General features: G+C 46.1%; 23 protein-coding genes and 1 pseudogene. 19 read left to right on the forward strand and 5 right to left on the reverse strand.

The features are described 5' to 3' along the window. Positions 1 to 152: 152 nt before the first annotated feature. Positions 153 to 860 carry a winged helix-turn-helix domain-containing protein gene (locus tag AC0VXY_RS04910; protein ID WP_435992835.1) on the forward strand — a complete coding sequence of 236 codons (708 nt, stop codon included), beginning with the start codon at positions 153 to 155 and terminating at the stop codon, positions 858 to 860. After that, positions 850 to 2,253, forward strand: coding sequence for a sensor histidine kinase (locus tag AC0VXY_RS04915; RefSeq protein ID WP_475527130.1), 1,404 nt, complete (start codon positions 850 to 852; stop codon positions 2,251 to 2,253). Before AC0VXY_RS04910 ends, AC0VXY_RS04915 begins: the two co-directional genes overlap by 11 nt. Before the next feature lie 78 nt (positions 2,254 to 2,331). On the opposite strand, the gene AC0VXY_RS04920 is transcribed toward AC0VXY_RS04915, so the two are convergent. Then, a complete protein-coding gene (locus tag AC0VXY_RS04920) occupies positions 2,332 to 2,532 on the reverse strand; it encodes a hypothetical protein (RefSeq protein ID WP_475527131.1) in 201 nt (66 codons plus the stop codon). A 54-nt stretch (positions 2,533 to 2,586) separates the two neighbouring features. Beyond that, positions 2,587 to 3,300, reverse strand: coding sequence for a DUF421 domain-containing protein (locus AC0VXY_RS04925; protein WP_435992829.1), 714 nt, complete (start codon positions 3,298 to 3,300; stop codon positions 2,587 to 2,589). A 182-nt stretch (positions 3,301 to 3,482) separates the two neighbouring features. On the opposite strand from AC0VXY_RS04925, the gene AC0VXY_RS04930 reads away from it, so the two are divergent. From AC0VXY_RS04930 to AC0VXY_RS04955, 6 genes and pseudogenes are all read left to right on the forward strand, one after another. Further along, the gene (locus AC0VXY_RS04930; protein ID WP_475527132.1) at positions 3,483 to 4,805 is read left to right on the forward strand and encodes an ATP-binding protein; all 1,323 of its coding nucleotides are present in this window, start codon (positions 3,483 to 3,485) and stop codon (positions 4,803 to 4,805) included. A gap of 186 nt (positions 4,806 to 4,991) precedes the next feature. After that, on the forward strand, positions 4,992 to 5,204 hold the full coding sequence (locus tag AC0VXY_RS04935; RefSeq protein WP_475527133.1) for a hypothetical protein: 213 nt from the start codon (positions 4,992 to 4,994) through the stop codon (positions 5,202 to 5,204). A gap of 56 nt (positions 5,205 to 5,260) precedes the next feature. Next, a complete protein-coding gene (locus tag AC0VXY_RS04940) occupies positions 5,261 to 5,425 on the forward strand; it encodes a hypothetical protein (RefSeq protein ID WP_475527134.1) in 165 nt (54 codons plus the stop codon). A gap of 190 nt (positions 5,426 to 5,615) precedes the next feature. Further along, the gene (locus AC0VXY_RS04945) at positions 5,616 to 6,005 is read left to right on the forward strand and encodes a VOC family protein (RefSeq protein ID WP_435992821.1); all 390 of its coding nucleotides are present in this window, start codon (positions 5,616 to 5,618) and stop codon (positions 6,003 to 6,005) included. Positions 6,006 to 6,236: 231 nt separating this feature from the next. Next, a complete protein-coding gene (locus AC0VXY_RS04950; RefSeq protein ID WP_475527809.1) occupies positions 6,237 to 7,430 on the forward strand; it encodes an MFS transporter in 1,194 nt (397 codons plus the stop codon). Further along, a pseudogene (locus AC0VXY_RS04955) lies at positions 7,427 to 8,265 on the forward strand (MBL fold metallo-hydrolase). The gene AC0VXY_RS04950 and the pseudogene AC0VXY_RS04955 overlap by 4 nt, the downstream one beginning before the upstream one ends. Before the next feature lie 111 nt (positions 8,266 to 8,376). On the opposite strand, the gene AC0VXY_RS04960 reads toward AC0VXY_RS04955, so the two are convergent. Beyond that, complete coding sequence (locus AC0VXY_RS04960; RefSeq protein ID WP_430337955.1) at positions 8,377 to 8,892, reverse strand: DUF3231 family protein; 516 nt, start codon at positions 8,890 to 8,892, stop codon at positions 8,377 to 8,379. Between the two features lie 168 nt (positions 8,893 to 9,060). Then, positions 9,061 to 9,765, reverse strand: coding sequence for a YetF domain-containing protein (locus AC0VXY_RS04965; protein WP_475527135.1), 705 nt, complete (start codon positions 9,763 to 9,765; stop codon positions 9,061 to 9,063). A 157-nt stretch (positions 9,766 to 9,922) separates the two neighbouring features. Here AC0VXY_RS04965 and AC0VXY_RS04970 point away from each other — a divergent pair, with 157 nt between their 5' ends. From AC0VXY_RS04970 to AC0VXY_RS05010, 9 genes are all read left to right on the forward strand, one after another. Beyond that, positions 9,923 to 10,150: a spore coat associated protein CotJA gene (locus tag AC0VXY_RS04970; protein WP_475527136.1), complete on the forward strand. Its 228-nt coding sequence runs from the start codon at positions 9,923 to 9,925 to the stop codon at positions 10,148 to 10,150. Next, on the forward strand, positions 10,150 to 10,410 hold the full coding sequence (locus tag AC0VXY_RS04975) for a spore coat protein CotJB (RefSeq protein WP_475527137.1): 261 nt from the start codon (positions 10,150 to 10,152) through the stop codon (positions 10,408 to 10,410). Before AC0VXY_RS04970 ends, AC0VXY_RS04975 begins: the two co-directional genes overlap by 1 nt. 27 nt (positions 10,411 to 10,437) lie before the next feature. Next, positions 10,438 to 11,007: a manganese catalase family protein gene (locus AC0VXY_RS04980; protein ID WP_201712882.1), complete on the forward strand. Its 570-nt coding sequence runs from the start codon at positions 10,438 to 10,440 to the stop codon at positions 11,005 to 11,007. Positions 11,008 to 11,440: 433 nt separating this feature from the next. Then, on the forward strand, positions 11,441 to 12,307 hold the full coding sequence (locus AC0VXY_RS04985) for an ABC transporter permease subunit (protein ID WP_475527138.1): 867 nt from the start codon (positions 11,441 to 11,443) through the stop codon (positions 12,305 to 12,307). Further along, on the forward strand, positions 12,304 to 13,326 hold the full coding sequence (locus AC0VXY_RS04990; RefSeq protein ID WP_475527139.1) for an ABC transporter permease: 1,023 nt from the start codon (positions 12,304 to 12,306) through the stop codon (positions 13,324 to 13,326). The genes AC0VXY_RS04985 and AC0VXY_RS04990 overlap by 4 nt, the downstream gene beginning before the upstream one ends. Positions 13,327 to 13,421: 95 nt before the next feature. Continuing rightward, positions 13,422 to 13,829, forward strand: a complete 408-nt coding sequence (locus AC0VXY_RS04995; RefSeq protein ID WP_435992806.1) for a YbaN family protein — start codon at positions 13,422 to 13,424, stop codon at positions 13,827 to 13,829. 19 nt (positions 13,830 to 13,848) lie between these two features. Further along, a complete protein-coding gene (locus tag AC0VXY_RS05000; RefSeq protein ID WP_475527140.1) occupies positions 13,849 to 14,028 on the forward strand; it encodes a hypothetical protein in 180 nt (59 codons plus the stop codon). A 408-nt stretch (positions 14,029 to 14,436) separates the two neighbouring features. Continuing rightward, complete coding sequence (locus AC0VXY_RS05005; RefSeq protein WP_435992804.1) at positions 14,437 to 15,012, forward strand: sigma-70 family RNA polymerase sigma factor; 576 nt, start codon at positions 14,437 to 14,439, stop codon at positions 15,010 to 15,012. Then, the gene (locus AC0VXY_RS05010; RefSeq protein WP_435992802.1) at positions 15,005 to 15,643 is read left to right on the forward strand and encodes a hypothetical protein; all 639 of its coding nucleotides are present in this window, start codon (positions 15,005 to 15,007) and stop codon (positions 15,641 to 15,643) included. Before AC0VXY_RS05005 ends, AC0VXY_RS05010 begins: the two co-directional genes overlap by 8 nt. Before the next feature lie 42 nt (positions 15,644 to 15,685). On the opposite strand, the gene AC0VXY_RS05015 is transcribed toward AC0VXY_RS05010, so the two are convergent. After that, a complete protein-coding gene (locus tag AC0VXY_RS05015) occupies positions 15,686 to 15,877 on the reverse strand; it encodes a hypothetical protein (RefSeq protein WP_435992800.1) in 192 nt (63 codons plus the stop codon). 374 nt (positions 15,878 to 16,251) lie between these two features. Here AC0VXY_RS05015 and AC0VXY_RS05020 point away from each other — a divergent pair, with 374 nt between their 5' ends. Next, complete coding sequence (locus tag AC0VXY_RS05020; RefSeq protein WP_475527141.1) at positions 16,252 to 16,905, forward strand: hypothetical protein; 654 nt, start codon at positions 16,252 to 16,254, stop codon at positions 16,903 to 16,905. A gap of 407 nt (positions 16,906 to 17,312) precedes the next feature. After that, complete coding sequence (locus tag AC0VXY_RS05025) at positions 17,313 to 19,166, forward strand: transthyretin-like family protein (protein ID WP_475527142.1); 1,854 nt, start codon at positions 17,313 to 17,315, stop codon at positions 19,164 to 19,166. The last annotated feature ends 110 nt before the right edge of the window (positions 19,167 to 19,276 follow it).

Below are 19,276 nucleotides of genomic sequence, written 5' to 3' on the forward strand. Positions count from 1 at the left end.
TAAGGAAGGAAATCCCCGCTTACATTGCGGGGGTTTTTGTATGAAGGGAAATACATAGAACGAATCGGGTAAAACGACTATACTTTAGGTAGAGAGAGGTGGCCAAGGGACCTGTCCCCGCGGCTCACCTGATTCAAAAAGGAGCGATGGTCATGAACGTGTTGGTCGTAGAAGACAATCAAAGCGTCACAAGCATGCTTGAGATGTTTTTTTCTAAAGAAGATATAAAGGGTGAGTTTGTCCATGACGGCGCTGAGGGGTACCGTCGTTATCAGGAAGGCGAGTGGGATCTTGTCATTCTCGATTGGATGCTTCCCGGGATGGACGGCGTGACGATTTGCCGGAAGATCAGGGAGGAAGGATCACAGGTTCCGGTCATCATGCTGACGGCGAAGGACAGTGAGTCCGATCAGGTGCTCGGTCTTGAACTCGGGGCCGATGATTATGTGACGAAGCCCTTTTCACCCCTTGCCCTGATGGCGAGGATCCGGGCGGTGACCCGGCGTTATCAAGGTCAAGGGGAGAAAAATAGTACAGGAACTCAGGATGTCGACACGTCCGACTTCCGGATCAGCAAGGAAACCCGTGAAGTTTTCCTGAAAGGCGTTCCTCTTACCAATCTGACGCCGAAAGAGTTTGAACTTCTCTATTATCTTTCAAAGCATCCGCGGCAGGTGTTCTCGAGGGAACAGCTTCTGGAGCGTGTATGGGGCTATGATTTTTACGGGGACGAGCGGACGGTGGATGTACATATCAAGCGGCTCCGCAATAAGATCGGCAGCAAGGACAAGCCGTATCTTCATACGGTGTGGGGCGTAGGATATAAATTCGATGAGGCGGCGGCCGGGGATGAAGTTTAGGTATCTGTATCAGCTGCTCCTCAGTCATACGAGCGTCCTCATCATCGCCTTCATGATCCTCGGCCTCCTGTTTTCCCATTATGTCGAAAACCTGGTGTATGAAAATAAGGTCACGGAGCTGCGGACGTATGGGGATAAAATTTTATCAGACCTTGAAAGGCCAAGTCCGAGACGTCCCCTTTATTTGGATGAATACAGTAACCTGCTGCATGCCCGGAATATTGAGGTGATCACATTCAATCGTCAGGGGGAAGTATCCTTTTCAAGTGGCGGGGTGTATCCGCGGATCGAGCTTTCGAAAGAAGAGTGGCAGAAAATCGAGAGCGGTGAAACCGTTCCGTTGAAAAAAGATTTCGGACGCTTTGATCAAGCGGTTTCACTCGTCATCATGCCCCGGGTGGTCAATGAGCAGCTAACGGGCGGACTGATCCTGATTTCCCCGATCAGCGGTTCGAGGGAAATGCTGAGTGAGATCAATCATTACCTGCTGTATATCGTGTTGTTGGCGCTTGCCATTTCTGTGCTTGTCAGCTTGTTCTTATCAAAGCTCCACGTGAAACGGATTCAGCGGATGAGGGATGCCACGTCTAAGGTATCGTCGGGAGATTATGATGTTCATGTCCCGAGCTCGAACTTCGATGAAATCGGTGACCTTGCCGAAGATTTCAATCGAATGGTGACGAAACTCAGGGCATCAAAAGAAGAAATCGACGCCCTGGAAAACCGGAGACGGCAGTTCATGGCCGATGTCTCCCACGAACTGAGAACACCGCTGACGACGATCAGGGGTGTCATCGAAGGGATCCGGAACGACATGATCCCCGAGGGACAGAAAGAGAAAAGCTTCGGTCTTGTCAGTCAGGAAACGAAGCGGCTCATCCGCCTCGTGAACGAGAATCTGGATTATGAGAAAATCCGGTCCAATCAGGTGGTCCTCTCGAAAGTGACCCTGCCGTTACTCGATCTATTCGAAGTCATCAAGGACCAGCTCGACCTGCAGGCAGAGGAAAAAGGGAACTCCATCACGGTTCTGGCAGACGAAGATGCAGTGGTGCATGCCGACTACGACCGTCTCGTCCAAATCCTGATCAACATCACAAAAAACAGCATCCAGTTCACCACGGGAGGAACGATCACCTTGAAGGGATCCTCTTCCGAAAACGAATCGGTCATTGAAATCGAAGACAACGGAATCGGCATGGACCCTGAGGAAATCAAGTCCATTTGGCGCCGTTTTTATAAAGCGGACCTGTCCCGCACGAATAATCCATATGGTGAATTCGGCATCGGACTCTCCATCGTGAAGCAATTGGTCCTTATGCATGAAGGATCGATTGATGTGTTCAGTGAGAAGGGGGAGGGGACGAGGTTTGTGATCCGGCTGCCGCTTTGACGGGTTGTAAAGCCACGGGGACAGGCACCTTGGCCTTCCTGAGACGAGGTACCTGTTCCTGTTTTTTTCATCAGCTGACTACGGCTTGATCCCAAGATACCTCTCAATATGTTCGACCCTTTCGAGAAGTCGCTGTACTTTTCGATTCAACTGGGAATAGTGTGCTTCGATCATATGCACATGGGTATCATACCCTCCTGTATATTGTCTGTGATAAGGACGGTACCTGGGGTCAGGCGGATAGACAACATGATTCCCCGGTGTTCGGTACTGGAACATACGGTCACTCTCCCATTTAATTGGTATATTCGGACGTTGAGATACTATATGCCTTCATCTGTCCATTCGTTCACTGTCGCCCGGGAGATGATCTTTAAAAAGGTCGATGAACAAGGTGCCATTGCTGTTGATCACGGCATAATAGATGTCTTCCAATGTGATTCCTCTCTTGTTCGCTTCAATTTCCAGCCATTGTAATGAGTAGGGAGGAATCAGGTTTTTCGAAATGACCTTGCCCTCCATGACCAACTCAATGGGAATGGAAGCAGAGGGGGAAGGGTCCATATTCATGTCTGTCTTTGTGAGGGGCAGGAAACGATTTTTCTTTTTGATGGACAGTACTCCGCTCACTTCCAACAGGGCATATTCCACTTCGTTTATGTCAAACACACCAAGTTCCCGGAGGTGCTGATTCAAGTCATCCATCGTGAACTTTAGTTTTTTCATATTCTCATCCAAAATTTTTCCCTCTTCCATTAGAACCGTGGGACGCCCTGATAACCATCGTCTGAATAGCCGTTTTTTCGAAGACAGTATCAGAAATAGATAAAATAATAAGACCAGCACTATAAAAGAAATGAAGATATTTAAAAAATCGATGTTCGTATCAAATCCCATATTGGCAATGCAGGAACCCACCGTGATCGACAGGGCAAAGCTGTAATGATTTTTGTGTGAATTGATATGTTTACCAATAGCTAACGTGACAATGACCAATAATAGAAAACTGATCATCGTTCTTGCGACAGCGATTAAAACTCCATCCATAGGGTATCTCCTTATTCAAAGTATTCATTCCCATTATGGACAAAGGATGGAGAAAGAAGACGAGCATGCAAAATCCTGTCCAATAAAAATAAAACACAATCTGTTCATTTCAGTTATAATAGAATGTAAAGTTTGATTTTTTTTAATCTTTTAAAATTACTGAAAGTAGGGAAGCAATACCGATGAATCACTTTGAGTTATTGACCGGTCTCCTTCTTAACCTCCTTGCCATATTGATCATCATTTTACTGATAAGCTTTCATTACCTTTCCCGAAATAAAGTACATAAACTTCACATTAAGCCGCTATCGATCTATTTGGCCAGTTCGCTTCTTCTGTTACTCAGCCTTGCGTTAAGTGTTCGATTGGAAGATGGATTTGTGTATGATCTGCGGTTCATTCCGTTTCTGCTCGGGGGAATCTATGGAGGGAACCGGGTCCTGCCCTGGCTTGCTGTTACCATGATCGCGGTCCGTGCCCCGATGATGGGTCCTGGATTGTGGGTGACCGTGGTCATGGCGGTTCTCTTTACGCTATTGATCCTGTATATGCGTCCGAGGTGGGAGGGGAAAACCTGGATGACGAGGGTGTACTGGTATACGCTCTTTGCGTTCGGGTACTCGGTCCTCTCATTATGGATCCCGTCCCTGATCTTTCACTTCACGTATGACAACTCGTTCTTGATTTATTCGGCTGTCCTCAGTGGATCGACGTTCTTCGTCTTTTATCTGTGTGAAATCATCCGGACGATCTATATTCTTCAGCTGGAAGCGATCAAATACGAGAAGATGCAGGTGGTCAGTCACCTGGCAGCGAGCATGAGTCATGAAGTGCGGAATCCGCTTACGACTGTGAAGGGATTCCTTCAGCTGATCAATGAAGATCCAACCAACGTCAGCACGAATCGTGAGCTGTCGAAGGTCGCCGTCAGGGAGATCGACCGGGCGACAGAGGTGATCAATCAATACTTGGACTTTGCCCGGCCTCACCCGGAGCTTGAGATAGAAGTGGAGATCCGGGATGAGATGAACCGATCCAAGGAAATCATTATGCCCCTGGCGGTGAAAAAAGGAATCATCCTGAAGGTGAACATTTTACATCATCACTCCATCAAGGGGGATCCCAACAAGCTCCAACAGATTCTCATCAATATCATGAAAAATGGTCTGGAGGCCATGGAAGCCGGGGGAACGCTCCGGGTCTTCAGCTATCAGGAAGGTGAAAAGGTGTTCATCGTCATCAACGATACGGGAGTCGGCATGACGAAAGAACAACTCATGCGCCTCGGCGAACCATACTTCTCCATGAAAGGCAAAAACGGGACAGGCCTCGGCATGATGACCGCCTACCAACTCACAGAAGGCATGAAAGGCACCATCAACGTCCTAAGCAAACCCGGCAAAGGAACCTCCGTCATCCTCTCCTTCCCCATCTACAAAGAAGAAGGAGAAGGCACCCTCCCAAACCCGGCCCACACAACAAAGGTCCGTCCCTCACTGCGATAGGGACGGACCTCTGTTTTTGTTAAAAGGGCGAGGGACGGACCTCTGTTTTTTAGTTGTTTTGAGGGTGAAACCCATTGGAATGGGGATTTCGGGTGGGTTTTCAGAGGTCCGTCCCTCGCGATTTGAAACTTTTTACATGTCCGACCGTATAGATAAGTAAGAGTAATCCAGAAAGGAATGGATCCTGTGAATGGAATCTTACTGGTCATCATATTAGGAGCAATCGGTTGTGCCATCGTGGGGACGGTCTTTCTTGTGAATAAAGCACTGTCTCACTACATGCACAACCGAAAAGGAATTGATCAGCAGTCAGCGATCATCACTTGTCCGAATTGCGGGGCGGAGAATGAGCGTCAGATGAATGGGCAGCATTGCAGGGAATGTTATGAAGCGTTTTAGGCAGCGGGTTGAGTCTCTTGAAATGAGGCAAGCGAAAAAGAAAGGAGAGGTCACACATGATTTGGTTATTCATACTGGGTCCGATCATTTTCGTTTCAGGCATAGCGATTTACTTGGAGAAAAAGTCAGGGATGACACCTCCTGATCTGACAGAACACGCGATAAAAATCGATGAAGCGGATAAGAATGCCAATATGCACAAGAATTCGGGAGGATCCTGAAGAATGGTCCGCGGCAACGCGCCCCGGCTAAAGATAACGTTAAGGGACGGACCTCAATTTTGTGCCCTTTTTACGGGTGAAATCCATTAAAATCCGCCTTTTCATTTAAATTAAAGAGGTCCGTCCCTCTCGCCGAACGGCCGCTTCTTCTGTAGAATAAAAGAAAGACAAGTTGAAGGAAGTGAGCCGATTGATTAAGTACGAATGTCTTCATCATGTAAGTTTGAATGTGACGGATCTTGAGAAAGCGAAGGAGTTTTACGGAAAGACCCTATGCTTAAAGGAAATCCCACGTCCGGATTTCGATTTTCCCGGAGCCTGGTATGATATTGAGGGCCAGCAGCTTCACTTGATCGCGGACGCGTCTTCCCAGACGATCCGGGAAGACAAACATCTATCCAGCCGGGAAGGTCACTTTGCCCTCAGAGTGGAAAACTACCATGATACGCTTCGATGGTTAAAGGAAAATTGCGTGGAGGTTCTCGAGAAACCCCATTCTAAAAGCGGTTTTGCCCAGATCTTCTGTGCAGATCCGGATGGGAATCTGATTGAATTAAATGTGGATCAAAAAGAGTTGTAGATGAAATCAACAGGAGCATACCCCTAAATAAAGGGGGTCTCTTGTTGGTTTCTTTTTTTGTGCCATGATTCTAATCATCCAATTACCTTTCATATTTGCCAATCGTTTCAGTGAATGTTCTTCCCCCCTTTTTCAAATACTGAATAAATAGCAGATCAATCCAAAAGGGTGGTTTAGTTGAAAGAACAATGCAATAGCACGACGAAGATTAGTAATTGGTGTGTGGTGAGCATGGCATCGATTCCTTTGGTCATGACCTTGGGGAACTCCATGCTGATTCCTGTACTGCCGATTTTTGAAAAAGAGGTGGGGATCACTTCTTTTCAGACCAGTATGATTATTACAAGTTATTCGATTGCGTCGATCTTTCTGATTCCAGTGGCTGGATATTTGTCGGATCGCTTCGGCAGGAAGGTGGTCATTTTGCCGAGTTTGCTGATTGCGTTAATTGGCGGATTGGTTGCAGGGTATGCCTCCTGGAAAATGGATGATCCCTTTACCTGGATCATTATCGGCCGTGTTCTCCAGGGAATCGGGGCAGCCGGGGCGGCTCCGATCATCTTGCCCCTGGTCGGCGATTTGTATAAGGATGACGATGAAAAGACGAGTTCCTGTCTTGGGTTGATCGAGACATCCAACACATTCGGCAAGGTGCTGAGTCCCATATTGGGGGCTTTGTTTGCTGCGTATTTATGGTATCTTCCATTCTTCTCTATTTCTGTATTCAGTCTCATTTCGATTGTCCTTGTCCTCTTTTTCATTAAAGTTCCTAAGAAGAAGGAAGAACCCGTTGCCATTTCAGCCTTCATCCAGAGTACGAAGAAGATCTTCAAACAGGAGGGAAAATGGATTTTTACTGTCTTTCTTGTCGGGATCTACATTATGCTCGTCCTGTTTGCGGTCTTGTTTTTCCTATCGGATTCATTGGAGAAAACCCATGGACTGTATGGGGTGAAAAAAGGCTTTGTGCTCGCCATTCCGTTACTGGCCCTTTGCATTTCTTCCTTTATTACAGGCAGGAAGATCATGGGTGAGCTGAAGGTCATGAAGGTAATCATGACGGTGAGTTTGATTCTGATGAGCATCAGTGTCGCCTTGATAGGATTTGTCGATCAGCGACTGGTTCTGCTCCTCGCAGTCACAAGCTTCCTCGGCCTCTCGATTGGAGCTCTCCTGCCGACGATGGACGCGTTGATCACCGAAAACATCGAGAAAGAACAAAGGGGGACGATTTCCTCTTTCTATAGTTCATCCAGGTTCATCGGGGTGGCTGCCGGTCCGCCGTTGATGGCGGTATTGATGAAATCCCTCCTGAATGTAAGTCTCATTGGAGCGGGAGTCCTTGGTATTCTGATGTTTCTGCTTGTGTTGATTTTTATTAAGCCTGAAAAGTCTGATTCAACGGCAAAAGGAGGTAAAAAATGAGACCTTTAGATAGCGATTTTTCCGATTCCCATCTCCCTTTCTACAGTGTAAACAGTGGGAAAGGGAAGGAAGTGCGCAATGACCTGTATTATTGGACCAATCAGATCGTCAATGTCTGTTTCTACGGGACTCCGGGAAGCAGGGACTGGGTGCTGATTGATTGTGGGATGCCTCATTCAAAGGAGAAAATCATGGAAGCGGCAACAGAACGCTTCGGACATTCCGGTAAACCAAGGGCGATTGTATTGACTCATGGACATTTCGATCATGTCGGTTCACTGGAGCCTCTTCTTGAGGAATGGGATGTACCTGTGTATGCACATGAACTGGAAATTCCTTACCTCACCGGAAAAAAGAATTACCCAAAAGGAGATCCAACGGTGGATGGGGGATTGGTGAGCGAATTGTCCCCACTATATCCACATCACGGCATCGATGTTTCTGACAGACTTCACGTGCTACCGGCAAATGGTGAGGTCCCCTTTATGACTGGGTGGAAATGGGTCCATACACCAGGTCATACACCGGGACATGTCTCCTTTTACCGTGAGTCCGATGGGATATTGATGGCTGGAGATGCATTTGTCACAGTCAGGCAGGAATCCCTATACAGGGTCATGATTCAAAAGAAAGAAATCAGCGGTCCTCCGAAATACTTCACGATGGATTGGGAGCGGCTAGGGAATCGGTGGTGACCTTATCCTGTCTGAATCCAGAAGCAGCAGTCACTGGACATGGAGAAGGGATGGAGGGGGAAGAGCTTTCAGGGGCATTGCGATATTTGGTGGAACACTTTGACGACATTGCTTTACCTGCTGACCGGAACCCGCATTAACCCTTCATTCGAAAAAGGTACTCTCCCCTCGAATTTAAATGTTCATGAGTAATGAAAAAAGATTCTCAGGTTGACTGGATATCAGACCTGAGAATCTCTTTATTTCATAGATTACTCACAATGTTCATTTTTGTTTTTATGAAGCGGGGGAGGAATCAACCATCCCTTTTCTTTATTGAGCTTCAAGACTTTTGCACCCAATTGGGCTTTTTGCATATGGAATTGGCCGAACATCATCGCTACATCTTCACGGATGCTTTGTCCCATGACCGTACTGCAGGCCACTAAGCCTGAAGCGATATTAGCCGACATTCCTGCTGCAATGGCTGGATCCGGCATCCGGGCGCCAGTCGGGATATCATCCAGGCAGGCATGTGGAGGCTCAGGTGGAGTGGGAGGAAGTCCGATCCCATTTTCCTTTAACAGTTTCTCCACTTGTTTGATTTCTTCCTGACCGCCTTCAATGCTATCTTTCAGTAATTTCTTCAGATCATCATCGCCTGCGTGATTAAGCTGCATTTGATACCCAGCCACAGTGGCTTTAGCCGTCAATAAATAGTTCCACGTTCCAAATACTTCACCGTAATGCAATGGTTCTTCCTGTGGATTTCCACTTAAAATACCCATCATTATCCTCCTGATTGTCATATTTGTGTGCCACCTTTCGAAAACGATTGTACGAGCACAAGGAATATTTTTCTCAAAAAGGCAGGAAAGTATGTATCAGTTGGTGATTCATTTGATTCGTTTTGAATAGATTGCACAACCCGGGAAGTGGTTCACGCTTCTTATGAGTCAGTTTAGGACATCATTGTATCGATCTACTGCAAGCGTCCCGTCTTTTTGAATTTCTGCATAGAACACATCTGTCATGTCAGTGATGCCTTGTGAAGTTAATTGTTTCTTCACCCAGTCTTCATCCACATGAAGCTCGCGCAGGCTGTTCATCACAATTTTCCCATCTTCAATCACGGCTGTCGGTATAGCCACCTGATGGGTGGAGCCCGGACTCCTGAAAGCCTGTTGATCCCCCTTTGTGAAGGGTTGATGCTTCTCCTTTTTCATGACTGAGAGAGTCCCATCGGTTTCAAAGATGGCATAATCCACTTCCTTGATGGAAAAAACATTCTTCTTTCTCAACAGGACATTCAACGCATCCAGATCCAGCCGCACCTTACTCAGTTCAGCATCCATGATTTCCCCTTTTCGGACGACGACCCGGGGCACCCCCTCAACTGCTTTCCGGAATGCTTTCGACTTAAGGTCCACATAGCCCATGAAAACCGTGAAAATGGTCCAACCTGCCAAGGCGATCACTCCATTCCGTACACTGATCGATGAATCGATTGCAAGGGAAGCTCCCAACGTCCCGATGGCAATGGCTGATACAAAGTTGAAGAAGGTCATCTGGGAAATCTCTTTTCTTCCCATGATGCGGGTAAGGGTAAGCAACAGGAGGAAGGAAAGGATAAGCCTGAAGGAAAGTTCGATGATGGTCATATTTCTGCACCTCTTCTCATATTTTCATGCTACTTTTGTAAGATGTGCAGTTAGAGAATAATTTATTTAAAAAGGACTCCATTTCCATTTACCCGTCATGGGTGAAGAATCTTCTGCATAACAATAGAAAGATATTGCCAAATCAGGAGGGAGTACCTTGCATACGAACTATAAAGTGTATCATCCATACGTTAGTCCCTTTGATCCTTGTCCGCCGATCACGAAGAAGGTGTATTCGACACCGCCTAATCTCTATATGGGATTCCAGCCTGCGAATCTCGAGCAGTTCACCCCTCGGGAGGCATTGCGGAACGGGACGCTCTGGAAGGCGTTCTACGATCCTTACTACAGCCCTTATGAACTGAATGGGGATGGTGACTCCTGATGAAACAGCTTCCGGCGCATTATTATGAGGTGATGGAAGAACTTCAGACCGTTGATTTCGTCATCGTAGAACTGACCTTATACTTAGATACTCATCCTGAAGATTACGAAGCCATCAAACAGTACAACGAATACGTACGGATGAGGAAAAAGATCAAAAAGAAATTCGAAAAGGAATTCGGTCCCCTGACCGGGTTCGGATACAGCTACTCAAACTATCCGTGGGACTGGAAAGATACGCCTTGGCCATGGCAGGTCTAATACGGAATAAAGGAGAGGATCGACACTATGTGGGTTTATGAAAAAAAACTTCAATATCCTGTACGGGTCAGTACATGTAATCCGAAACTGGCTAAATTTCTGATCGAACAATACGGCGGCGCCGATGGAGAACTTGCGGCAGCCCTGAGATATTTGAATCAGCGGTACACGATTCCCGATAAAGTCATCGGCTTATTGACCGACATCGGGACCGAAGAATTCGCCCATTTGGAAATGATCGCCACCATGGTGTATAAACTCGTCAAAGATGCCACACCTCAGCAAATGAAAGACGCGGGTCTCGATGCGAACTATGTAAATCACGACAATGCTATTTTTTACCAAAACGCAGCCGGTGTCCCCTTCACAGCCTCCTATATCCAGGCAAAAGGTGACCCGATCGCAGACCTCTATGAAGATATTGCCGCCGAAGAAAAAGCAAGGGCCACGTATCAATGGATCATCAATATGAGCGATGACCCCGACCTGAATGATGGACTGCGATTTTTGCGGGAACGGGAAATCATCCATTCGCAACGTTTCCGAGAAGCGGTGGAGATATTGAAAGATGAGCGGGATCGGAAGGTGATTTTTTAAATGAGGTGAAAAAACCAACAGGGGAAGCTCCCGTTGGTTTTTTTATGGTATCATTACAAAAAATGGATAATAAAAAACTCACTCATCATCCATTTGTCACATGCAGGAAAGGATGAACGATCATTTTAGAAACTGCAGTTGGAATCATTATTGTTCTTTTTATATTGGGACTATGTTTTTTAATGATTTATTGGGGTTTGACAACTATATATAAACGCTCAAAATTCAATGGAACTCATGAAGAAGAGATGAAAAGAGAGATAGAATCGTTGAAAGGGAGGGTTGAGTTCCTCGAGAAGAAAATAGCACAGAAATAATTGCATCCCCGATCATTTTTGCCGAAACAACCTATCGGGCAATGGGTTTAATTGACAGAATTTTCAAATCTGGTATATTGGTAATGATTAGCAGGAATCATTATTGGAGGTACAAGATGAAACAACTCAAACAATCCGGCCTTGAAGCCGTTCTTATTATCATTGGAATCATTTTGGTCAGTGCCACATCCGGCCTGTTCAAAACACAAATGCTTTCCCTCGTTACATATGGACAGGAATTAATGGCTGTATGCAGGGAATTAGTCGAGCCTCAACATCTCGTCTATACAAATCCTGTCTCGCATATCGAACGTCCTCTCTTTCCCATCATCCTGAAGGCTTTCATGAGCAGTGCGCGCATCTTTTTCCTGGCAATCGGGTTGGCGTTAACATGTTCAGTCTTACTGATGATCCTCTATTTTTCAGTGGGGAAAAGGATTCGGAAAGGGATGGAAGCCGTATCGTTTTATCTCGCCTCGCTTCCTGATATTTTTGTCATCGGGAGCCTTCAGATGCTTGTGATCTGGTTTTTTAAACAGACCGGCATTCTCGTCGTCGACGTCGCATCACTCGGAGAAAATCAGGTCATCCTGTTCCCGGCGGTCACGCTCTCGATCCTGCCAACGTTCTTTTTTCTGGGATCGATGGTGTCTTTTTTGAAAGAAGAAGAGGGACTTCCTTATGTGGAGCTTGCGAAGGGAAAGGGACTCGGCCGATTCCGGATCATGTTCATCCATATGATGCGGAATGTGCTCGTCAGTTTAACCTATCACGGCAAGCAGATCATCTGGATGATGCTGTCGAATCTATTAATCTTGGAATACTTATTCAATGTGTTCGGGGTCACGTCGTTTCTATTTTCCTATAACACGCCTGCGATATTCGCGATTACGTCGATCATGCTATTCGTTCCACTCTATCTTCTATTAAAATTCATGCAGCTCGTGATCACGAGAAAAATAGGCAGGGAGATGAGTCTATGAGAAAGTGGAATCGGCATCATGTCACCATTAGCATCTGTTTACTGTTCATCGTCGTGCTGGTTGGGTGGAGTATGATTTTTAATCTGTGGGATGGGAAAATACCGAATACATATATCCTTTATGATGATGAAGCCAATATCATCGGGGACGCGCCGTTTCCCCCTTCAGCTGACTTTCCGTTCGGGACGGACCGGGAAGGAGATCACCTGTTTTATAAAGTTTTGGAGGGAGCTCAGTATACCATTGGGGCGGCAATCGGAATCTCCCTTCTCAGTTTCCTTCTTTCCTTCGTCATCGGGGTACTGGGAGGGTTTACGAAATCCCGGGCAAAAAAATGGACGCAATCGATCTTTACGTCCTTTTACTTCATCCCGCAATCGATCATCGCCTACAATATGCTCTACCCCTTGCTATGGGAACCCAGGCAAGGATTTGAGACAAGTTTCACAGAAAGGGTCATTTGGCAGTCCATCGCCGTGGCCGTGCTCATGGCTCCGACCACGGCGATTCTCCTTTCCAACGAAACACGTCAGGTTCTCGACAAAGAGTTCGTGACGTGTGCCCGGGTCCTTGGCGGAAGTAAATCCTTCCTGTTCAAGAAGCATGTACTTCCACATCTGAAGCCGCGGCTCTTTATCATTTTTCCGAAAATCATGATCCAGGCGCTTCTCATCATAGCCCACCTCGGATTTTTCGAGCTGTACTTCGGTGGAACCGATGTGTGTTACGGTCCCATGTGCCCGCCGCCGCAGCCTTTCGTCCAGGAATGGGCGAGCATCATGTCCATGAGCTTTGTCGAATTGACCAACGCCTGGTGGATCTTCATGATCCCGATGTTCTTCTTCGCCCTGACGATCCTGTCCTTGACGGGGATTACGAGGGGACTTGAGAAATTGTTGGAGGAGGATGAGGTGAAGGTAAGTTCTACTGAGGTAGGGTCTGCTTCAGGGAAAGTGGAAGGGATTTTGGTGGAGAGTGATTTTGTTTTGGTGGAGCGGGGTGTTGATAACAACAGGTGATGGATTAACAATAATCTCCTAACCCGTCACACCCGACTTTCTGCTATATTTATAGTACAATGAAGGAAAACGGTTGAGGGTAGGGGAGATGAGTCATGACATTGAAAAAAATGAAAAGCATCCTGTTCATGCTGCTCGGGTTCATAGCCTTGGTGTGCGGGGTTGCCGGCACAGTCCTGCCCGTCCTGCCAGGTGGACCGTTTTATCTGCTGGCGGTTTATTTTTTCTCCAAGAGCTCAAAGCGCGTGGATGCCTGGTTTAAAAACACGTATATTTACAAAAAATACGTGGTCTCCTTTCTCGAAAAAAAGGGCATGACCATGAAAGAAAAGATCAGAATCAATCTGATAGCAGACTTCTTTATCCTGCTTTCCGTCCTTTACGTCGACATCCTTGCTGTCCGGATCATCCTCATCGGCCTGGCATTATATAAACATTATTATTTTATCAAGAAGATCAAGACGATTCCGCCGCAGTCGTATCAAGTGGAGGAGAGCCAGTGAGCGACAGGCTTTAGTCAAAATGAAGAGATATCAATTAAAACGTGATTTCAGAGGAGTCAAAAAGGGCTCCTGTTTCTATTTGGTCGTTGAATCCGAATATATCGGCATCAAGGAATATGTGGTACGAACGCAGGATTTCTCAAGGAGAATGATCATCTCTGAAAGAGAAATGGAGAAGTATTTTGTCCGGATGACATAAAGGGAGGGCCCGTCGAGAAGACGAGGCTTTTTTTGTTGCCGAATAACCTGGCATGACTATGGTCAGAAACGGCATGAAAAGTAGGAATCCCGCTTGATTATTCTGTAGCCCGCTAGATTTATTACATTCCCGCATGATTGTCTTAAAAACCGGCATGATTCATAAGAGAAAGTGACATGACTTGAATATATGAAGTGAGGATGAGCGGTTTTTATGCTGAAAAATAATATATAAGCTCGAAACCTAGATTAGTAGGCTAAATAAAAGAAACAATTGTATGATATGGAATGTTCTGTAATAATGAAAGCGGGCACTGCCCGGTGAAAGCCTGACCGAGGAGACTCGACAGGTTTTTATTTTTGGGTAAAAATGTAAATAATAAAACTTTTATCATTTGAGCTGCGTCTAATGAATGATACATACAAAGCAGGTGAATTTTCTAAAATGGAAGAGCGGACGAAATACGAGAAAGACCGACTCCTTGAGGAAGCCATGACTGATTACGGGAATGATGTCTATTATGTTGTGTATTCCTATGTAAAAGAGCATAGCCTGGCCGAGGATCTGACACAGGAGATCTTCATCAAGTTTTATCAAAAAATGGATACGTTCAGGGAAGATTCCTCCCTCAAGACTTGGATCATCTCTGTTGCCATTAACCACTGCAAGGATTATTTAAGGAGATGGGATACGAGGATGGTCAGTATCTCCAATAAGATCAACGATTTGGTGAAAGGGAAGATGGGGGCACCGGAACAGACCGTGATCAAAAATGAGCAGAATTCAGAGTTGATCCAAAGCGTCCTGGCCCTGCCCCTCAAATATCGGGAAGTCATTTTTCTTTATTATTTTGAGGAAATGAAGTTAGCCGAGATCGGAGCGAGTCTCGACATCAATACGAATACGGTGAAGACCCGTCTGACAAGGGGCAAGGCGCTGCTCGGTTCCACGATTAAACGCAGGGAGGTGTATAAGAATGGATGAACTGAAATCTTTGCGTGGATTGATGAAAGAAGAAACGTTCAAAGGCCGGGGTTTCACCAATGAGATGAGAGAGAATATCCTGAATGAAGTCCATTCTAAACCATCCAAGTCGTTTTCTATCTCGAAGAAACCGATTTTTGCCCCAATCCTGTCTGTCCTATTTTTCGCCGCCTGCCTTTCGGTCTTTGTTTACTTCGGAGGAACACAGCTGGGCATCATCGGGAATAATGCGAGCGCCCCGTTATATGAAGCAAGCGATCGTCCGGAGTTCCTTGGAAGAGAGTTCAAGTTCATCACCAAGGTGCCGTTCAAGGTAGAAAATGTAAGCACGGAAGAGAAGGAAGGCCCGTTCGGTCATACGCAAATTGTCACTTTGATGGGATCAGAGAAACAGACGATTACGATGTCTTTTCAGCTCCTTGAGCCCGGGACCGATTTGACCTTCTCAGAGGAACCGGTGACAGTCGGTTCTTCTAAAGGAAGCTATTCTGAAACAGAGGGCCCATTAAAGTCAAACAGGCTGACATGGATAGAGGGTGAGGCTATGTATGAACTGAAATATATGTCGACACGATCCGGCATCACTCTCACTAAAAACGACATGATCCAGATGGCGGAGTCCTTCCGTTAAGGGAAAAGGATGATGGTTTCCTGCACCATCATCCTTTTACTATTAGTTACCGTAGACCACTTTCACGATTTTTCCACTTTTGTCATAAGTGACTTTTTTCCACTGACTTCCATCATTTGCACTTACATATAAGACAATTGTATAGCTCCCCGAAGTACTCCGGGAAGCTTCTTTCCAGGTGACGCCACCTTGACCTCCGCCGTCTTCAATGACTTTTGTTCCGTCACTCATCATAGCCCAACTCCTTTTGTTAGTTAATACCATTAATTTAATACATGACTATCATACTATAAAACTGCTGGATACATTTTCTATTTATAGGGTTATGGGATGGGGAAATCACCGGTTAAAATCGGGATAGCTATCGAAACCCTGTCGAGATATTAATATTTTAATAAAAGATGTATAGAGGATGGGTGAAATATAGGTAATTCGATAAGTTGGCATGAATATTGATAATCCCGCACGATTATTCCCATTCACGCCCGATAAATCTGAAACTCGCATGATGAGGTGAAATTGTGTTTGAAAGGATTGTATAAAATTCTTTTATTTGAAATAATTGGTAGTGTCATAAACAGATTTTTTATAAAAGGAAGTTGAAAACCATGATAAAAAATAAAAAATACCTCATTGCCTCTGGCGTGATCCTCATTATCTGTATGTCTCTCTATTTCCCGTATCCCAATAACCGGACCATGTTCGAGCGGGCAACATTTATGTCCTTTCCGATCATCGACCAGGACGGATACAATCTACTCGCCATCGTTGGTTCTTTCCTATTTATCTTTGCGATGATTTTACTTGTAAAGGGAATGTCAAAATACCATGTTCGAACAGTGATCATCGTGTTATTCGCCTATACCTTATTGCCTCTTGGAATTGTGGCCGTTTACCAGGATACGGTTGCCGAAGGAATTGCTGCTCTTTCGTACGATGGGACGGGGACGTGTGATTTCGAGCGGGTCAGTGAGGACGAATTAAAGGGGGAATGTCGGCTGCTAATCACCAACCATAGTGGTGCTCCGGTGACATTTGAAATCGAATTCCTGGATTCATACATTCCGAACGAGGATCACCGTAGGACCTCCTTGATGAATGAGGGTGGTCCTTATAGAATCACGGTCGAAGCCGATCATGAAAAAACGGTAGAGTTCAAAGAGGTACTCGACGTATCAGATGTCCCCTATCACGTGGATGGGGGAGGTTTCATGAACGTCCACTTCAAGATTACGGATGGGGAGAGGGAACGGGTTTTATAAGGAAACTACACCTTCTATTGTAGCAGCTTCACCATTCAAAAAATTTCCTTTCAATCTCATCCATGGTTTATTCTCTTTTTAATTAGGTGAAACCCATAATTTTCCTTCAACTTCCTATAATACGCGAACTTTCTATGTTAGTGAGCATACACTATTCTGACAAGTTATAAGGAAGTAGGTATTGTATTGTGAAAAAGAAGGAACAAAAGAACAGTCTTTCATGTCGAATCCAGCTCCCCCCAAAGGGATGTCCGGGTTTATTCCCGCCAGAGGTTTGTGTTAATCCTGTCATCCAATTGGAAGAACTGGTTCTCATCAGTTGTGAGGCAACCATTAGTGGAAGAGTATTATGTGATCACGTGCCTGTGGGAGGGGTACAAGTTACTTTAACGTCTACCTTTCCTGAATTGGTCTTTAGTGATCCGACTCCGGTGACGGACAGGCAGGGGGTGTTTACCACCACGGTGACAGTCCCCCGAGGAACACCAATTACTCCTGATGTCCGGATTACTGCGACAGCCACTGTCTCAGAGGAAACGGTCAGTGATTCGATTTTTGTAAGGGTGGGGTGTGTCGAATGTACAAATCCTGTTCTAACGCTTAACCCTGTAGAAGGGACGATCGGGTGTCCGGGGACGCAAATTTCAGGACGACTGATATGTGATGGGCAACCAGTACCGAATGCAGCCGTGTTGTTTACGATCGGGAACGATTCCACGAAGGTGGTGATCACTCCGAACCCGGCTATTACGAAGGCAGACGGAACCTATACGGCCACTTTGGTACCGTTCCTTGGGATTGACGCAACGATAACGGTGACGGCATCAACGACTGTCGGTGGAAATCCGGTGACGTCTGAGACCCAGCCTGTTACAGTAGAGTGTCTGCCGTGTCAAAACCCTGTCATTTCACTGGATGACCTTGAGCCGATCATTTGTGATGGACTCGTTACAGGACGTCTTCTGTGTGATGGAAGACCGGTGGCGGGGGTTCAGGTAAGGTTGAGCAGTCCGCTACTCGTCTTTGGATCGCCGACGGTCATCACGAATGCCAATGGTGAATTCTCAAGCCCCGTCAGTGTCCCACCAGGTACATCCGATCAGGTGACATCTTATACTGCAAGAGCTGAGGTAAATGGAATTTCAGTTTCCGATACCAATACGGTTGAAGTCAGCTGTCCACCGTGTCAAAACCCGATCATTCAATTAGATAACCCTGGTCCAATAAGTTGTAGAGCCGTTATTACGGGACGTGTACTATGTGATGGTGCACCGGTTCCAGGCGTACAAGTGACCTTAAGCAGTCCACTTCTTATGTTCCAGCCATCTGTCGTCACGACTAATTTCAACGGTGAATATTCAAGTGTGGCCACCGTGCCGTTCCCGACGCCCATAACCGAAGGTGTTTCATATACTGCCAGCGCAACGGTGAATGGCATCTTTGTATCTAATACCAACTTTCTGCGTGCAGGATGTGTCGACTGTCCAAATCCAGCCATGAATCTAATCGTACCTCCAACTATCGGATGTTCCGGTACCCTCTTGGGAAGAGTGGTCTGTGACGTGATGACACCGATTCCGAATGTGCCGGTATTCTTCGACATCGTTCAATCCCATACCAACGTATTCATTGATCCAAATCCTGCGATTACCGGAGCGGATGGACGATACACTGCAACGATCATGGCCGTTGATGGGACGGTTGAAACCATTACGGTAAGAGCACGAGCAACCGTCGGGGGGATCCCCATCAGTGCAGGGCCATTCAGTGTAAATGTGAACTGTCCTGTGCCACCGGAATGTTCTTGTAAATTCAAGCTGGATACTCAAGGTGGAGCGCAGCCTGGTGCCCAAATAAGAGTGACCCGATTCGGAATCGTCATGGATTATACGGGTACATTGAATGTCACCATAAACGAATGTGGGGCTTCTAGGGTGGGTCCTTGTAATCCTGCAGTGGATAACTTCAATTTCCTCTTCAATGCAAATAACGGGGATAACTTCCAATTCACCCAAGGTCGAAGAACAATGATTGCCTGTGAAGATAATTTTACCGTTGCCATTGTAGAAGGGTTGATCAATGGGCGGGTTAACAACGGTCCTTCCCGAACATTCGATGCGCAAATCAGAGCCAACCTCAACAATGTCACGGGTGACATCACCTTTGAAATCTTTGCGACTGATAATACGACGACCACTTTCCAGACACTCGTTCCGTTTACGGCACCTGGAAGTCCTCAGTCATTTATAACAGGTTGTTAAAATTCGATTATAAGCAGCGGGATGATTCTCGATGGAAGAAGTGGCAGGAAGCTCGGAACAATTGGCAAAACTTTTGCTCAGGAATTAAATGGTATGGTCCGGAAGTTTCA

The sequence above is a fragment of the Rossellomorea sp. QJM3NY_18 genome (genome assembly GCF_056173145.1).

Coding starts and splice junctions, on each gene's coding strand:
- AC0VXY_RS04910 (WP_435992835.1), top strand. CDS start 153: ATGAACGTGTTGGTCGTAGAAGACAATCAAAGCGTCACAAGCATGCTT.
- AC0VXY_RS04915 (WP_475527130.1), top strand. CDS start 850: ATGAAGTTTAGGTATCTGTATCAGCTGCTCCTCAGTCATACGAGCGTC.
- AC0VXY_RS04920 (WP_475527131.1), bottom strand. CDS start 2,532: ATGTTCCAGTACCGAACACCGGGGAATCATGTTGTCTATCCGCCTGAC.
- AC0VXY_RS04925 (WP_435992829.1), bottom strand. CDS start 3,300: ATGGATGGAGTTTTAATCGCTGTCGCAAGAACGATGATCAGTTTTCTA.
- AC0VXY_RS04930 (WP_475527132.1), top strand. CDS start 3,483: ATGAATCACTTTGAGTTATTGACCGGTCTCCTTCTTAACCTCCTTGCC.
- AC0VXY_RS04940 (WP_475527134.1), top strand. CDS start 5,261: ATGATTTGGTTATTCATACTGGGTCCGATCATTTTCGTTTCAGGCATA.
- AC0VXY_RS04950 (WP_475527809.1), top strand. CDS start 6,237: ATGGCATCGATTCCTTTGGTCATGACCTTGGGGAACTCCATGCTGATT.
- AC0VXY_RS04960 (WP_430337955.1), bottom strand. CDS start 8,892: ATGGGTATTTTAAGTGGAAATCCACAGGAAGAACCATTGCATTACGGT.
- AC0VXY_RS04965 (WP_475527135.1), bottom strand. CDS start 9,765: ATGACCATCATCGAACTTTCCTTCAGGCTTATCCTTTCCTTCCTCCTG.
- AC0VXY_RS04975 (WP_475527137.1), top strand. CDS start 10,150: ATGAAACAGCTTCCGGCGCATTATTATGAGGTGATGGAAGAACTTCAG.
- AC0VXY_RS04980 (WP_201712882.1), top strand. CDS start 10,438: ATGTGGGTTTATGAAAAAAAACTTCAATATCCTGTACGGGTCAGTACA.
- AC0VXY_RS04985 (WP_475527138.1), top strand. CDS start 11,441: ATGAAACAACTCAAACAATCCGGCCTTGAAGCCGTTCTTATTATCATT.
- AC0VXY_RS04990 (WP_475527139.1), top strand. CDS start 12,304: ATGAGAAAGTGGAATCGGCATCATGTCACCATTAGCATCTGTTTACTG.
- AC0VXY_RS04995 (WP_435992806.1), top strand. CDS start 13,422: ATGACATTGAAAAAAATGAAAAGCATCCTGTTCATGCTGCTCGGGTTC.
- AC0VXY_RS05000 (WP_475527140.1), top strand. CDS start 13,849: ATGAAGAGATATCAATTAAAACGTGATTTCAGAGGAGTCAAAAAGGGC.
- AC0VXY_RS05005 (WP_435992804.1), top strand. CDS start 14,437: ATGAATGATACATACAAAGCAGGTGAATTTTCTAAAATGGAAGAGCGG.
- AC0VXY_RS05010 (WP_435992802.1), top strand. CDS start 15,005: ATGGATGAACTGAAATCTTTGCGTGGATTGATGAAAGAAGAAACGTTC.
- AC0VXY_RS05015 (WP_435992800.1), bottom strand. CDS start 15,877: ATGATGAGTGACGGAACAAAAGTCATTGAAGACGGCGGAGGTCAAGGT.
- AC0VXY_RS05020 (WP_475527141.1), top strand. CDS start 16,252: ATGATAAAAAATAAAAAATACCTCATTGCCTCTGGCGTGATCCTCATT.